This is a genomic window from Peribacillus sp. FSL K6-1552 (genome assembly GCF_038005205.1).
Classification (GTDB): Bacteria; Bacillota; Bacilli; order Bacillales; family DSM-1321; genus Peribacillus; species Peribacillus butanolivorans.
This window is the reverse complement of the sequence record NZ_JBBOST010000001.1, coordinates 4,263,375-4,278,176: the sequence shown is the minus strand read 5'-3', so window position 1 is coordinate 4,278,176 and position 14,802 is coordinate 4,263,375. Positions and strand designations below refer to the sequence as shown.

At 37.7% G+C, this 14,802-nt stretch carries 22 protein-coding genes and 2 tRNA genes; 20 read left to right on the top strand and 4 right to left on the bottom strand.

All coding sequences use genetic code 11. From position 1 onward, the window contains the following. Positions 1–166 precede the first annotated feature (166 nt). Entirely contained in the window at positions 167–553 is a 387-nt protein-coding gene (locus NST21_RS20605) for a hypothetical protein (RefSeq protein ID WP_340890970.1), read from the top strand. Positions 554–878: 325 nt separating this feature from the next. On the opposite strand, the gene arfA is transcribed toward NST21_RS20605, so the two are convergent. After that, the gene (gene arfA / locus NST21_RS20600; RefSeq protein ID WP_340890968.1) at positions 879–1,016 is read right to left on the bottom strand and encodes an alternative ribosome rescue factor ArfA; all 138 of its coding nucleotides are present in this window, start codon (positions 1,014–1,016) and stop codon (positions 879–881) included. A 383-nt stretch (positions 1,017–1,399) separates the two neighbouring features. Here arfA and NST21_RS20595 point away from each other — a divergent pair, with 383 nt between their 5' ends. Next, complete coding sequence (locus tag NST21_RS20595) at positions 1,400–2,386, top strand: hypothetical protein (protein ID WP_340890967.1); 987 nt, start codon at positions 1,400–1,402, stop codon at positions 2,384–2,386. Positions 2,387–2,409: 23 nt separating this feature from the next. Further along, positions 2,410–2,958, top strand: a complete 549-nt coding sequence (locus NST21_RS20590; protein ID WP_340890966.1) for an SMI1/KNR4 family protein — start codon at positions 2,410–2,412, stop codon at positions 2,956–2,958. 51 nt (positions 2,959–3,009) lie between these two features. Here NST21_RS20590 and NST21_RS20585 read toward each other — a convergent pair whose 3' ends face one another. Beyond that, positions 3,010–3,213, bottom strand: a complete 204-nt coding sequence (locus NST21_RS20585; RefSeq protein ID WP_340890964.1) for a hypothetical protein — start codon at positions 3,211–3,213, stop codon at positions 3,010–3,012. Positions 3,214–3,407: 194 nt separating this feature from the next. Further along, a complete protein-coding gene (locus NST21_RS20580) occupies positions 3,408–3,776 on the bottom strand; it encodes a hypothetical protein (RefSeq protein ID WP_340890962.1) in 369 nt (122 codons plus the stop codon). A gap of 168 nt (positions 3,777–3,944) precedes the next feature. On the opposite strand from NST21_RS20580, the gene NST21_RS20575 reads away from it, so the two are divergent. The 14 genes from NST21_RS20575 (at position 3,945) to NST21_RS20510 (ending at position 12,578) form a co-directional block, all read left to right on the top strand. Then, on the top strand, positions 3,945–4,409 hold the full coding sequence (locus NST21_RS20575; RefSeq protein WP_340890961.1) for an acyl-CoA thioesterase: 465 nt from the start codon (positions 3,945–3,947) through the stop codon (positions 4,407–4,409). Positions 4,410–4,530: 121 nt separating this feature from the next. Continuing rightward, a complete protein-coding gene (locus NST21_RS20570; RefSeq protein WP_028392149.1) occupies positions 4,531–4,755 on the top strand; it encodes a helix-turn-helix domain-containing protein in 225 nt (74 codons plus the stop codon). A gap of 226 nt (positions 4,756–4,981) precedes the next feature. Next, positions 4,982–5,425, top strand: coding sequence for a MarR family winged helix-turn-helix transcriptional regulator (locus NST21_RS20565; protein WP_340890960.1), 444 nt, complete (start codon positions 4,982–4,984; stop codon positions 5,423–5,425). A 10-nt stretch (positions 5,426–5,435) separates the two neighbouring features. Beyond that, entirely contained in the window at positions 5,436–6,239 is an 804-nt protein-coding gene (racE, locus tag NST21_RS20560; protein WP_340450826.1) for a glutamate racemase, read from the top strand. A 45-nt stretch (positions 6,240–6,284) separates the two neighbouring features. Then, positions 6,285–6,809, top strand: coding sequence for a dihydrofolate reductase family protein (locus NST21_RS20555; protein WP_340890959.1), 525 nt, complete (start codon positions 6,285–6,287; stop codon positions 6,807–6,809). Positions 6,810–6,871: 62 nt separating this feature from the next. Beyond that, complete coding sequence (locus tag NST21_RS20550; protein WP_340890956.1) at positions 6,872–7,945, top strand: GerMN domain-containing protein; 1,074 nt, start codon at positions 6,872–6,874, stop codon at positions 7,943–7,945. A gap of 88 nt (positions 7,946–8,033) precedes the next feature. After that, the gene (gene rph / locus NST21_RS20545; protein ID WP_057218534.1) at positions 8,034–8,816 is read left to right on the top strand and encodes a ribonuclease PH; all 783 of its coding nucleotides are present in this window, start codon (positions 8,034–8,036) and stop codon (positions 8,814–8,816) included. Further along, complete coding sequence (locus tag NST21_RS20540; protein WP_340890954.1) at positions 8,785–9,396, top strand: XTP/dITP diphosphatase; 612 nt, start codon at positions 8,785–8,787, stop codon at positions 9,394–9,396. Before rph ends, NST21_RS20540 begins: the two co-directional genes overlap by 32 nt. A gap of 2 nt (positions 9,397–9,398) precedes the next feature. Next, positions 9,399–9,911 carry a metallophosphoesterase family protein gene (locus NST21_RS20535; RefSeq protein WP_340890952.1) on the top strand — a complete coding sequence of 171 codons (513 nt, stop codon included), beginning with the start codon at positions 9,399–9,401 and terminating at the stop codon, positions 9,909–9,911. 177 nt (positions 9,912–10,088) lie between these two features. Then, positions 10,089–10,162 (top strand) — tRNA-Arg (locus NST21_RS20530). 132 nt (positions 10,163–10,294) lie between these two features. Then, positions 10,295–10,441 carry a hypothetical protein gene (locus NST21_RS20525; RefSeq protein ID WP_340890951.1) on the top strand — a complete coding sequence of 49 codons (147 nt, stop codon included), beginning with the start codon at positions 10,295–10,297 and terminating at the stop codon, positions 10,439–10,441. Between the two features lie 308 nt (positions 10,442–10,749). Further along, positions 10,750–11,496 (top strand): alpha/beta fold hydrolase, encoded by a 747-nt coding sequence (locus NST21_RS20520; RefSeq protein ID WP_340890950.1) that lies wholly within the window; start codon positions 10,750–10,752, stop codon positions 11,494–11,496. A gap of 419 nt (positions 11,497–11,915) precedes the next feature. Continuing rightward, a tRNA-Arg gene (locus NST21_RS20515) sits at positions 11,916–11,989 on the top strand. A 388-nt stretch (positions 11,990–12,377) separates the two neighbouring features. After that, the gene (locus tag NST21_RS20510; RefSeq protein ID WP_056529156.1) at positions 12,378–12,578 is read left to right on the top strand and encodes a hypothetical protein; all 201 of its coding nucleotides are present in this window, start codon (positions 12,378–12,380) and stop codon (positions 12,576–12,578) included. A gap of 116 nt (positions 12,579–12,694) precedes the next feature. Here NST21_RS20510 and NST21_RS28935 read toward each other — a convergent pair whose 3' ends face one another. Then, complete coding sequence (locus NST21_RS28935) at positions 12,695–12,883, bottom strand: hypothetical protein (RefSeq protein WP_445670604.1); 189 nt, start codon at positions 12,881–12,883, stop codon at positions 12,695–12,697. A gap of 245 nt (positions 12,884–13,128) precedes the next feature. Here NST21_RS28935 and NST21_RS20505 point away from each other — a divergent pair, with 245 nt between their 5' ends. From NST21_RS20505 to NST21_RS20495, 3 genes are all read left to right on the top strand, one after another. Further along, the gene (locus tag NST21_RS20505) at positions 13,129–13,884 is read left to right on the top strand and encodes a DUF2087 domain-containing protein (RefSeq protein WP_340890949.1); all 756 of its coding nucleotides are present in this window, start codon (positions 13,129–13,131) and stop codon (positions 13,882–13,884) included. Between the two features lie 18 nt (positions 13,885–13,902). Next, positions 13,903–14,259 carry a GIY-YIG nuclease family protein gene (locus NST21_RS20500; RefSeq protein WP_340890948.1) on the top strand — a complete coding sequence of 119 codons (357 nt, stop codon included), beginning with the start codon at positions 13,903–13,905 and terminating at the stop codon, positions 14,257–14,259. A 184-nt stretch (positions 14,260–14,443) separates the two neighbouring features. Then, a complete protein-coding gene (locus tag NST21_RS20495) occupies positions 14,444–14,722 on the top strand; it encodes a 2TM domain-containing protein (RefSeq protein WP_056529148.1) in 279 nt (92 codons plus the stop codon). Positions 14,723–14,802: the final 80 nt, after the last annotated feature.

Below are 14,802 nucleotides of genomic sequence, written 5' to 3'. Positions count from 1 at the left end.
CATCTAAAATCTAAGGTGAGAAATAACGGATTTTAATGGTGGGGATATTATCTTTATATTGTTTTTTCTGGGGTTCTTTTTATTAAAGATTTATTAATTGTGTCATTTATTCGTTTATTAAAATACGGAAAAACAAACTTCTAGTATAGAAAACAAGCCTAACGAAATGCTGGAAGCTCGTCAGTCTGAAAAAAACGAGAACGAATGTGTAACAGAGGTGTATGGAATCATTCATGTAACAATTCCTCAGGATATCTCCAACAATATCTACACGAATACATTGCTACTACATCCATCCCCAGAATATTCAATGAGTGTTTTAGATATTCAATACAAGGACCAAAATGGAGAATGTCGCCGTATTGAAACGTACCCGACTAAGCAGGTTGATAATAAAGAAGTTCCGGTGGAAATCACGGAAGCAGGGAAGTTAGTATTCACTTTCCCAAAGAGAAAGATCACAGAACTGCAAATCAAGGTGAAACAGCCTTACTGGTTCCGGCATGACAATAAAAGAGTCTTTCTGTATGGATTCCAAGATATTGTGGAGTAAAGAGTTTCACAAGATACGGCAGAGTTTGTTACGAAGTTTTCATTAGAGGGGACAGATCGTCGCGTCACTAATGTAGGTTCACCAAACATAACAACACCAGTAGGATGCCCGCCATTTAACGATTACACAGCAAAACACGAATTATATTTTGATGAAGGCCTATCTGAGAAGTTCAATTTTTCAACAGATATATTCCAACCGTTGCAAGCTGTATATGTAAAAACAATACTAAAGACAGCCGGGGATCAAGTACCTATCCTACGAGAACTTGAACTACCTTACCGCCATGAAGAAATAATCGAATAAGAAAAAAATAAGAGCATCCTCAACAGGATTGCTCTTTTCTTCGGTTATAAGAACCTTTGCCTTTTTTGTTTTTAATGACGCGAGTCGAAGGGTCAAACGCCCATCGCATCCGGCTATTTGTCATTTCACCAATTGTTTTCTTTTTTGTTTTACTCATAAGATACCCGCTTTCATATATTAGTAGAAATGAAAAAGACAGCCGGGGGTGGCTGCCTTCTTCGATGTGTGAGGGAGGAAAATAAAATGTCGAACTAAGGTAAAGGTAGGTTTAATCAAGTTGGATTCACGGGAGGTGTGAAGGTAAAACTTGTGAGGTAACTTACTTTATTAATAAAACCTTTTAGTCTTCAGAACGTCAATTCTATACTTTACCTTTTATTTATAAGAATTTTTTCTAAAACATTATACGAAATTAAACAAATTCCTGCATAAAAACTCACTTTTTGTTTGGTATATTTTAGCGAAATAAAAGGGAATTAGTTACATTTTTTAGAATATATACAAAGTTAGAAAATATTTACAAAAAGGAGTATGATTAAGTTGAAGAAGTTCACCGGAGTTTTGTTATCATTTGTTTTTGTTTTAAGCATGTTCTTTCCATTTATAGGTGGAGATAGTGCTAGTGCTGCCACTACAAGTAATGAAGGGTTTATTGTATCTGACCCTAAAGTAGTTAAGAAGAAAGAGTATGAAGACCTTGCAGTAGATAAGAAAGGTGCAACGAGAAGCTTAAGCGCTAAAGAATCTCGTGAATTTCAAAAATTAGTAGAGAAAGAGTATTTTAAAAATCAGAAGAAAAATACCATATATAACAAAAAGGGACAGTCTAATTCAAATAGTAAAGGAATGACAGCTAAAGCTAAAGCACCTGTTAATTTCTTGAGAATAGAACACTTAACAGTATTTGACTCTACAAAAGAAAAAGGAACTATTACCATTTCGTCTAAAATTGTAGCGATGACCGGGAAAAAACCAAGTACCATATGGACAGGTTCAAAACTTTATGCTGGTACAGGCTTATATGGTAAATATACTCAAGTAATCAAATATGATACGAAGTGGCAAGGTACAGATATAAAAATTGGTAAAAAAACATCCAAGACTTACAATAATAAAACTACGCATTTTTACCAAACCCGTTCAAGAACTACGGCGGGATGGACAGGTAGTGGCACAAAAACTAGTGATAACGTAACAGAAGAGGTGTTAGTTAATACAAAGACAGTTGCTTATCCTGAAATATACAATTCACACAATAAAACGACTATGTGGACTCCGACAAAAGCTAATATAAAGGTAGTACCAAAAGATAAACGAACTAAGAGGGATCCTAATCTTAAGAGAAAATTTAGGACATGGTATAAAAAACAATATGGAGATCCAGGCTGGGGTGCAACTTGGCCAGGGCTTGAAGCACATCATGAATTACCATTAGAATATGGCGGAACGAATTCGATGTCTAATGTATTTCCGTTGACAGAAGATCTCCATTGGAACAGAGTATCTCCTTGGTGGAAAGCATATTAATTTAATTTTGGAGGGATAAATAAATGAGTCATTTCGTGCATAACACCCTATCTGGACTTAAAAAATTGTTGAATAACAAAGATCAAATGAAGACAATATCACACGAAGGGGAAGTTGGTAACGTTTCTTGTTCTTTTAACGCTCCAATACAGACAACTGAAATTGAAATGTTTGAAAGGGAAAATAACATCAAGCTTCCTGAAGACTACAAGGCATTCTTAACACTCCATAATGGGGCAAGAATATATGAATTGATCGAAGAAGACGATATTAACATAGGGGGCGGGCTTCATTTATTTAGTTTAGATGAAGTAAAGGAAGCTCAAGAACTTGAGTTAATGGAGGGACTGGGGATTCCGATTGGACATTTATTGGAAGATTGTTTTCTCATATTAGATACAGAAAAACTAAAGAGTTCGGATCCAAATTACCTTAACATTTTGGAGTTTACAGAACTCGCAACTCCAAATCTTAATTTCGAAATTTTCTTAGACCGCTACATTATTTCACAAGGCGTAGTGTTTTGGGACTGGCCTATTTACACAGCTGAAAACTACTATACCACCAGGTAAAATAAATAATAAGAGCGATTGCTAATTAAATGCAGTCGCTCTTTTTGAATATTATTTCGATTCGATTTCAAGTATCACTGTTTGTTTGTGTTTAGGATTTTTAGTTTTGTCTGTTTCGTAAATAACGTCTGCGGGATCGTTTATTTCAGATACTTCTTTAGAAGTCTTTTCTTTAGATGCCTTTACATTCGATTGAGAAGAACAACCAATTAACATTAGGCCAGCAAGTAAAATGACAGCATGTTTTTTAATCATGTTACAGCTCCTTATTTGTTTGTTAAAAGCATAACATGGAAAGACATCACTTTTGTGTCACATTTTGAAAAAGAGGGGACAAATATTAAAATCCACTCTTTCAACATAATGTTAATTTAGTAGAAAGAGTGAGGTAAAGAAATAAACGGCCCATAAAAATGACACAAATGTGTTGTCTATGAACCGGATACGTATTATTTTTCTAATTGAAATTTTGTAAATGGAATCATATCATCGATATCCCAAATTTCACTCAGTACGCTGAATTGATTGGATTCATCTGGACGACTGTGATACCAAACTATCTCATTTGCAGATCTAGGTTCTATCTGATATAGATGTTCATCGTGGTTGTAATAGATGTTAACGATAGTCTTATTAGCAAAATCAGCTGTGCATTCTTCTACGATATCGTGATCGTTCAATCCGGGATCTAATACAATAAAGCTATTATTTGGGTGTATGTATGCTTCAACAATTGCGGGCTTTTCATTTTCAAATTCTTTTAATGCTTCTCTGATGCTTGATTCAGCAGCTGCAGGAAGTTCCTTAATAGCTCTCAAGCTAGTAAATTCCTCGTCCTCTGTAATTGAAAAATAGTGTAGTGTAAAATTATAAAGTGGTCGAAATCATTAAATTTACATGATAAGAATATTAAATCCTTTCCATTATCTATTTTTTCTTATAAAATGAGTGAATAGTCATTCATTTTATAAGGGGGAGGGCACAGATTGAACAGAATATCATATATCGATAATATAAAAGAGTGGGGCAGCGACTTTTCTTTTAAACATGAAATTAAGGTCCGTTTTTCGGAAACGGATATGTTCGGTCATTTGAATAATACGGTTCCATTTACCTATTTTGAGGAAGCACGAATTGAGTATTTTAATAGCATGGGTTTTATGAAGGATTGGACTTCGGATGGAAGCAATGAGATACCGGTTGTTGCCGATTTACAGTGTGATTATATCCAGCAGGTTTTTTTTAACGATCAATTGATGATCCATGTAAAAGCGGCCCGTGTCGGGAATTCTTCTGTGGACATTCATTACATGGGAACCAAACAAGATGGTTCGGTTTGCTTGACGGGTAGAGGAACTATTGTCCAAGTCTCTAAAACCACTGGGAATCCGATTCCTTGGCCGGAAGAGATGAAGGAATGTATGGCGCGAACAAAGGTCAAACATTCTTAAATAAAGTTTCAATTAGACAGTAAAAGAGTCACTCCCTTGCCCCAGCTGACATACTATATCTTGACTAAATAGACACCCACTCCGGGTTTTATGCTGGTGAAGGCAAGGAGGGTAACATTACTTGAAGGAGAACGAATTCACTCATAAGCCACTACTCACCAAAAGAGAAAAAGAAGTATTTGAGTTACTAGTACAAGATAAAACAACAAAAGAAATCGCAGGTGAATTGTTTATTAGCGAAAAAACAGTTCGAAACCATATTTCAAATGCGATGCAGAAGCTTGGAGTCAAAGGACGTTCGCAGGCAGTTATAGAACTCCTTCGTATGGGAGAACTTAAGCTTTAATGTGTTGACTCATTAATACGTAAGCCTTATATATTTTTTCTCTCCCATTCATTGGCAGCATATAAGGAAGTCTGAGATAATTTCTCATGGTGTTGACTTCTTTAGATGCTGCTTATTTTAATGGAGGGGGTTTCATTATATCCTTTAGATAATCTATCTTGAAATTTATTTCACTTTCCCCCAAAATGGTAGTATGATAAGTTTCATGAAGTGGGGAGCTGGGTGTATGGGTGAAGAGAATCAGGCTGCACATGTGGTCGAGATCGAAAGGGAATTGCGCTATGTTTCGTCATGGCTTAAGCAAAGGGGACGGGAAATTCTTAGTGAATATAAAATTACTATTCCTCAGTTTCTGGCTTTGCAATGGCTTTTTGAAGCGGGCGACATGACGATTGGCGAATTGTCTACGAAGATGTTTCTTGCCTTTAGCACAACGACGGAACTGATTGACCGCATGGAGAAACATCAGCTTGTTCAGCGCGTCAAGGATGAGAAAGACCGGCGTGTGGTTCGCATTCACCTTCTTGAAGAAGGCGAACGGATTATCGAAGAAGTGATCAAAAAACGGCAGCAGTACTTGAGTGGCGTTTTAGTCAATTTCAGCGAATCCGATATCGTTTCCCTAAGTGGGACTTTAGCAAAACTACATCAAGAAATGAAAGAAAAATGAGGCGAGTTTTTTGAAACAACCAATAGGAATAATTGATTCGGGGGTAGGTGGTTTGACAGTGGCTAAAGAAGTCATGCGCCAGCTACCAAATGAAAATATAATTTACTTGGGCGATACCGCAAGATGCCCTTATGGACCAAGGTCGAAAAAAGATGTCCAAACCTTCACTTGGCAAATGACAAGGTTCTTATTGAAGAAGGATATTAAAATGTTAATCATTGCCTGCAATACTGCGACTGCAGCGGTGCTCGATGAAATTAGAGCGATACTTCCGATTCCTGTATTGGGTGTTATTCATCCAGGGGCAAGGGCGGCATTGAAAGTTTCTAATTCTCTACATATTGGAGTAATTGGCACAGAAGGTACAGTGAAAAGCAAGGCCTATGACGACGCTCTTGCCTCCATCAATTCGGATGTGAAAGTGGATAGTTTAGCTTGTCCAAAGTTTGTCCCCATCGTAGAAAGCGGAGAGTTTCAAGGGAAAATCGTGAATAGGGTTGTGGCTCAAACTTTAAACCCGTTAAAGAAAACGAACATCGATACATTAATCCTTGGCTGTACCCATTATCCGCTGTTAGGGCCTGTAATCTCAGAGTATATGGGAGATAAAGTACAAGTCATTTCCTCTGGGGAAGAGACAGCCCGTGAGGCAAGTGTTATTTTGGATTACTATCGATTAATCAATAAAAGCAAGCAGCGTCCGGTTCATCGTTTTTACACAACTGGTTCAAGAGATATGTTTGGGTCAATCGCATCGAGTTGGCTCGGTATTCATATCAATGCAATAGAAACAATTAAAATTGACCACCTATAAGACTTCCATTTGGAGGTCTTTTTTTTGTAGAAAGGAGCAAAAAAAATGGTATCACAAAAGCATATCGTTATGTATATAGCTACAAGCATGGATGGATATATAGCAAGAGAGGATGGAAGTATAGATTGGCTTGAAGAGACAGAAGGTGCAGGGGATAATGGATACGGCGATTTCTTTGAAAATATTGATACGGTGATCATGGGAAACAAAACGTATCAACAGATTCATACACTAGCAGAAGAATTTCCTTATCAAGATAAAACCTGCTACGTCTTTTCTAGAAGTGCGAAAGGTAAAGACGAGCATGTGGAATTTGTAAATGAAGATGTGGGAGATTTCATCGAAAATCTAAAGGGTGACTCAAGGATTTGGCTAGTCGGTGGTGCGGAGTTAGTTAGTGAATTCATGAGAAAACAGCTGGTGGATGAAATGATTCTTTCTATTATTCCTACAGTATTAGGTAAAGGGATTTCTTTGTTTCAAGCAGGAAATCCTGAAGTCAAATTAAAGCTGACAAACATACAACAGTACGGCCAGATTGCTCAGCTGCATTATCAGAGAGAAAAATAATTGGTCTATTTTCCCTTAGGGCTCGTATAAATAGGAGTACAAACTGTCCTAGGAGTGATTTTATGTCCAATAAATCAAAAGTAACAATGGCTGTGACCATTCTGGCATCTTCTTTTTTTCTTTCCGGATGTGGATTATTTGGGGGTGAAGAGAAAAAGGAGATTGACCCGCCTAAGGATGTTTCATTAGTCGAGGATGAATCTTCATTAAAAGAGACCAACGGGGATCAAAAGCCGGCAACAGATGGGGAAGAGACTGCTGGTGAAACAGCAACAGTGAAGACCGAGTTGTATTTAATTGATAAAAGTGGTTATGTGGTTCCACAGACAATGGAACTTCCTAAATCGGAAGCCGTCGCAAAACAGGCCCTTGACTACCTCGTGGATAATGGACCAGTTACAGATAAGCTTCCCAATGGGTTTAGAGCGGTTATTCCTGCCGATACTCAAATAAGTGTAAACATAAAAGAAGGAGTGGCTGTGGCTGACTTTTCACCGGAGTTCAAAAATTATCAAAAAGAAGATGAACTCAAAATTCTTCAAGCTATTACATGGACACTAACTCAATTCGACTCGGTTGATAAAATCCAAATGAGAATCAATGGGGAAGATATTACGGAAATGCCAGTCAATGGCACGCCGATAGATGAAAATATCTCACGGTCTTCCGGAATCAATATTGATACCAGTGACGTGGTAGATATTTCGAATACGAAAGCGTTGACTGTCTATTACATTGGCGGGGACGAGGAGTACACCTATTATGTACCGGTAACACGCCGTATTAGCGAGACGGTGTCCGATAATGTAACAGCAGTTATTAAGGAATTAACGAAGAGTCCTTCTGGAACAAACCTGCAAACGGGCTTCATGAGTGATGTGGCCTTACTTGATCAGCCGAAAATGGCAGAAGGAAAGGTTACCCTCAATTTTAACGAAAACATTCTTGGTAGTTTTAAAGAGAAAAAGGTTTCTCGAGATGTTCTTGATGCATTAGTTTTATCTTTGACGGAGCAAAAGGGAATTGAAAGTGTTGAAGTACAGGTGCAAGGCAGTGCAGATATTCTTAACGAAGAAGGAAAGAAATTATCAGAGCCTGTGGTCCGTCCGGAAAAAGTGAACACAGGTAGTTTTTAAAGAAACGATTTTGTATACTATAGATATAACACAATGAGGCAGCCTTTCGCTGCCTCTTATTCTTTTTTTGAAATTAGGGGGATACAAAATGCGCGTTGACGGCAGGCTGAATACTGAATTAAGGACGATACAGATCCAAAAAGATTATTTGAAGCATCCTGAAGGTTCGGTATTAATTACCGTCGGTGACACAAAGGTCATCTGTACCGCAAGCGTTGATGAGCGGGTTCCGCCGTTCATGCGCGGTAAAAAGAAAGGCTGGATTAATGCGGAGTATTCGATGCTTCCGCGAGCAACCAATCAACGGACAATCAGGGAATCGGCAAAAGGGAAAATAACAGGGCGCACGATGGAAATTCAGAGGCTAATTGGACGGTCACTGCGGGCAGTGGTCGATTTAGAGGCGCTAGGTGAGAAAACGATCTGGATTGATTGCGATGTTATTCAGGCAGATGGCGGCACTCGGACAGCTTCAATTACGGGCGCATTCGTCGCGTTGGCTCTTGCTTTAAATAGGCTGGATGAAGAGGGGAAACTGGCGGTATTTCCGTTGAAAAATTATCTAGCAGCAACAAGTGTCGGGATTATTGAAGAAGCAGGAGTTGTGTTAGACTTAAATTATCAGGAAGATTCAGCAGCCCTTGTGGATATGAATATCATCATGACAGGCAGTGGTGAATTTGTCGAATTGCAGGGCACAGGGGAAGAGGCAACTTTTACATATAACGAGTTACAGCAATTACTTTCAATAGCTCAAGAAGGACTTCAAACCTTATTCGAGGTGCAAAAAGAAGCGCTTGGAGTTATTGCCGATAAAATACAAAAGGGTGAGACAAAGTATGAAGACAGTAATTATTGCAACGAAAAATAAAGGAAAAGCCAAGGAATTTGAAAGTCTATTCTCAACAAAAGGATATGAAGTCAAAACACTTCTTGACGTACCGGACGCACCGGATGTGGAGGAAACAGGAACGACTTTTGAAGAAAATGCAATTCTAAAAGCAGAAGCCATTGCCCATCAACTAGGTCACTTCGTGATAGCTGATGACTCCGGTTTGATTGTCGATGCATTAGATGGGCGTCCTGGTGTATACTCTGCGCGCTATGCTGGCGAGTCAAAGAGTGATGAAGCGAACACGAAAAAAGTTCTGCAGGAACTAGAGGGTGTACCAGAAGCGGAAAGAACAGCAAGGTTTTATTGCGCCTTAGCGTTAGCGTCACCAAATCAGGAAACAATCACCGTTTCTGGGACGATGGAAGGCTTGATTACCGAACAGCCTTCAGGAACGAATGGATTTGGATATGACCCAGTCTTTTTTGTTAAAGAGCAGGGGAAAACAAATGCTGAGCTGACAAAAGAGGAAAAAAACCAAATCAGCCACCGTGCCCATGCATTGAAGGCTTTGGATGAAAAACTGGGTCAATTTCTAAAAAGGGAAGAAGGAATGTGACGATGAAAGTGCTAATAATGAGTGACAGTCATGGCCTAACTCATGAAATCAGCATGATAACCAACCGTCATAAAGAAGAAGTTGCTACCATGATTCATTGCGGTGATTCAGAGCTAGAAAGCAAAGACCCTCTCATGAAGGGCTTTTTAGCAGTACGGGGGAACTGTGATTATGATGCTACCTATCCAGATGACGCTGTTGAAGACATTGGCGGCAAGCGCTTTTTCTTAACCCACGGACATCTGTATAACATTAAGATGACTTTAATGAATTTGTCTTATAAAAGTGAAGAAATCGGTGCCGATATTATTTGCTTCGGTCACTCCCACGCCGCTGGTTCCGAGTTGATTGACGGCAAGCTCTTCATCAATCCAGGAAGCATACGTCAGCCACGCGGACGAAAAGAGAAAACATATGCCATTTTGGATATTGGAAGCGACCAACTTGAAATCATCTATTATGATCTTGAAGGAAAAATCGTTGAGGAGCTATGTAGGGTTTATCGAATCGACTAACTTAATGTATAATGAACAGGAAGCGTTTTTCCCCGCTTCCTGGCTTATAAAAAAGAAAAAAACTTTTTTATGAAAAACCGTTGACTTTCTTTTGATATCCTACTATAATAAGAAGTGTCCTAAGGGAACAGTTAAGGTAATACATACATAAGTTTTACCGCAACTTATATCATAAATGTCTCAGTAGCTCAGCTGGATAGAGCAACGCCCTTCTAAGGCGTCGGTCGGGAGTTCGAATCTCTCCTGGGACACTAACAAAGTGGCTTTAAAGCCCGATACGAAAACCTTCTATATCGTTTAGTGAAACGGTCAGTATAACGGTCATGTAAGAAATTACACCGTATATCGACTTATCCTACTAACGATATAGGAGGTTTTTTCGTATGACCAAAAGAAAAGGATTATTAGATGTTGAAGTAGACGTAAGAGGACTATTAGAGGAAATACCTGTTTCTAGTTCTATCGCTTCTAAACCAAGGGCGTTCCAATATATTTTTTACATATATCGGCACCGAAAAAGGTGTAAATGATCGAAAATGTTACTTTGTTTTTGGGAATGAGTTTTGATTCTATGAATAGACATAAATAAGTTGTTTTTTTTATTAAAGGGATTAATAGCCCCATAAACGACCGTTTATGGGGCTGGTTTTTTTGAAGTAACGTGTAGTATAGATGAAGATATTTCCTTTGTTTTTGTTCCGAATCGGGCCATATCCTAGAATAAGGAAGGAAATTAAAAGGTGCTTCTTGAATTGTAAGATAAGCCAGAAAAAGGAAGGATTATTAAGAAAGATAACATATTTTTAATTATTAAATCGTAATGGGTGGAGGGATTTCAATGGATTTGTATTACGAAGTTAATGGAAATGGTCATCCTGTGGTTCTCCTCACTGGTGGTGCTGATGTACGGAACTGGACATTTGTCGCATCTCTTTTAGCGAAACACTACAAGGTCGTTGCTTTTGACGGACGTGGGACCGGGAAATCACCGTCCCCTTTAGAAGATGTCAACCAGGTTGAAGATTTGTTGTCGCTGCTTGATCATCTAGAAATCAATCAGGCGACACTCATCGGTCACTCAATGGGTGGCCAAATTGCCACTGAATTCGCTCTGAATTATCCTGAAAGGGTTTCAAAACTTGTTTTGCTTGCGCCTGGATTATCTGGGTTTAGCTATTCAAAGGAATTTGAAGAGAGAATGAAGACGATTCATGAAGCTGCCCCTGATATCGATAAGATGATTGAGCTTTTGCTCAGTGATCCATCGTATCGTGTTGTAACAATGAGTCCTCACCGGGATTTGATGGTTCAAATGCTCCGGCACCATATGAACCGAATGTTTGAATGGCCGGCTGTTAAATTGATTTGGCCGCAATCACCGGCCATCGAAAGATTAGGAGAATTGACGGCCAAAACATTATTGATAATCGGTAAGGAGGATTCACCCGATAACCTTCGTGCTGCCAATTACTTTCGAAAGCACTCAGACGCTCGAATCATAGAAATTCCAGGTGCTGACCATATGGTCAATTTCACCCATCCCGAGAAGCTGTATCGTCAAATTACTGGTTTTATGAAGGAATGAAAAGTTTACTATGCCAAAGACTCCGGAAATTCATTCTTCAGTTTTGTAACTTATCTAACTAAAATAAACAGGATGACATTGCTTTCTCTAGCTGCCTTTTATAACATGGGTAGGTCATCATGAATTAATAAGTTATAAATGATAAAAGAAGAGAACGCTTATAACGAAGTGTTCTCCTTTTGTTGATTATTATGATCACTTCGAATTGTTCGATAGAGTGTCTTCTGAATTTTTTTACTGCAAGCTTCATTCAAATACCATGATAAATTTGAATTAATGGTAGGGGTGTTCTATAACTCTTCAAAATTTATTATTACTAGTATTGCAATGAGTATTATACTAAGTTATAATAAAGAGCACGATTACGGTCTGAGGTCGAAAAGTGACCGTTATTCTGAACTGAAGAAAAATAGCGATATGTCTCAGTAGCTCAGCTGGATAGAGCAACGCCCTTCTAAGGCGTCGGTCGGGAGTTCGAATCTCTCCTGGGACACTAACAAAAACAGCCAAAACCTTTTTAAGGTTTTGGCTGTTTTTCTTTTATCGGGATAAAGTTAAAATGATTGATTGGGGGGATTCCTTATTTTCGGTATTAGTATTATTATTATGTATGTTCATAGTCCTTTACATTGTCGTAGGTTTTTTTCGTTTTAGGTCAAGTGAGCAAGGGTTAATATCTAGTGATTGTATGAACTCCATTTTTACCTTGGGAAAAATCAGAGGGAGAATAATTAGGTTTCTAATTACAAGAATGAATGTCTATTGATTTGTGATTCTAGAACTATTCATGTTCGTATTCCTTCAAGGAAGTTTTTTATTTCTATTTATCGCAGGTAGATTATCTTTTGTGTCGAATTTGTAATAAATAAGGAGTTGTTTAGATGAATAAAGATAGATTATTTAAGTTCATTCAAACTTCCACTCGGGGGAATTTCTTTTCAGTAGAGATAGCCGAAGATGGAACTAAGGTAGTCCAATTAGCAAAGGAATTAGAAGAGGAGGGAAGAATTAAGTTAAGAGCGTGTACGAAAAAAGAACAAGGTGTTTATCTGGAAGGAATACTTAAGTTTGTGCCTAACTAATACTTATTCTTCTTTATCGGATCAAAGGATTTATACTAAATTCAACCAATTTCATATTATTATTTGAAAAAAAGCATCCAACTAGTTGGATGCTTTTTGACTTGGTACATCAATTCCTATTTAATGTTTAAGGGTAATAAGTTATTAATAATTTCGCAATTTTTAATAATTACCGTCTTTCGTCGCAACGCCATTCGAAAGTCAACATTCAACGTATATTCGTCGACAAGAGATGATTCTTTTGTAAGAAAATCTGCTGTCGGTAGCCTCCGCTTATCAAAGAGCGTCCAATACACTCCGTAAATAATCAGACAATCAGTAATAAACTCCCATTAACCCATGTACTCAAAAACTTCTTAAAAGCTCTCTCTTTACCCTAAACTATATGTTCCCAAAGTCTAACCCCTTTTGTGAAAATGCAACGAAACTAATGTGGAAAATGAATAAATACGATATAAAAATGTCTAATTCACAAAAAATGTTGACATAATATAAACAAATTAATATTATGTTCATTATATTGTAAACTTTATAAGGAAGTGTTTGTTTTATGCAGGATGCAGAAATGTTTTGGAGTGCATCGCATGATGAGCTAAAACAGGGGTATATCGAAGAAGAGAATCAGTTTATTTGTTTGCTGTGCGGAAATACAGTTCAAAAAGGGATAGTGTATCCAATAGATGGGACTCTTTATGAAGCAGAAAGGTATATGCGTATTCATATCGAAAATGCACATCAATCGGTGTTCGAATACTTGATTGATCTCGATAAGAAACTAACAGGTCTCACAGATCATCAAAATCGCCTTCTTCGTCTTTTTTATCATGGGAAAAACGATGCTGAGGTGCAAGAGGAAATGGGAATTGGAAGTTCTTCTACTATTCGGAACCATCGCTTTGTATTAAAAGAGAAAGAGCGTCAAGCTAAGTTATTTTTGGCCATGATGGAACTTTTAAAAGATAAAGATAAACATGCGCCTGCATTTGTCCCTCTTCATCAAAAAGCAAGGATGGTGGATGATCGTTATAATGTTACGCAGGATGAAAAAGAGGTCATATTGAAAAAATTCTTTCCACAAGGTAGTCAGGCTGCTTTGAGTACTTTTCCACCAAAGGAAAAACAAAGGTTTATTGTTCTTCAAGAAATTTCGAAACGTTTTAAAAATGACCAGAAATATAGTGAAAAAGAAATCAATCAAATATTGGAAGCGGCCTATCATGACTATGTTCTTTTGAGAAGGTATTTAATAGAATATGGATTCTTGGATAGAAAGCCTGATGGAAGCCAATATTGGCTGAAGAAATGACGAATGGAGGCAATGAAGATGGATCGAAAAAAAGAATTGAAGCAATTATATAAGGAAACAAAAGTTGAAGCGGGAGTTTACCAAATAAAAAACACGAGAAATAATAAAGTATTTATAGGAAGCACCAGGAATCTAAAGACATTAAAGGGTAAACAATTTGAATTGGAAATGGGAACAAGTACTAATAAAATGCTGCAAGATGAGTGGAATCAATATGGGAAAGAAGTCTTTTCCTTTGAGGTGCTAGAGGTTCTAAAACCGAAAGAAACAGGATACTTTGATGCCAAACGCGAATTGAAAAAACTTGAGGAAGCATGGTTGGAAAAAATACAGCCATATGAAGAAAGAGGATACAATAGGGTAAAATCCAGCTGACTTTTTAGAAGTGTATCTAAGTTTACAAAGATAGCAGTTAAACAATCTTCGATTATTAACCGAATTCCCGGCATTCCATCATAGGATGCACATCGTCTCCTTTTGGTAATGAAAATTGGGTAAATAAGGTATTATTGATGTGGAGAATAATATATTTAAGTGTTTACGATAAGGGGGCGAGGGAATGGAAAATGAAGATAAATATTTAAGAGCGAAAAAGAGGGTGGAAAACCTTAAGGCATTCTACATTCATCTAACGGTGTATTTCTTGGTTAATGCTATGCTTTTTGTTATGAACCTAATAACGGATACTAGTTATTGGTGGTTCCTCTATCCACTTGGAGGATGGGGAATTGGAGTTCTGGTACACGGTATAACAACTTTTGCAGATGGTAACTTCGGATCAGAATGGGAAGAAAGAAAGATAAAGGAATTCATGGAAAAGGATAAAAAGGATGTCTGACAAAATATGAATACGTTCAATTGAAGGAACCAGTTATGGTTCCTTCAGTTTGTAGACAAAAGGGGTCCAAAGTAACATTT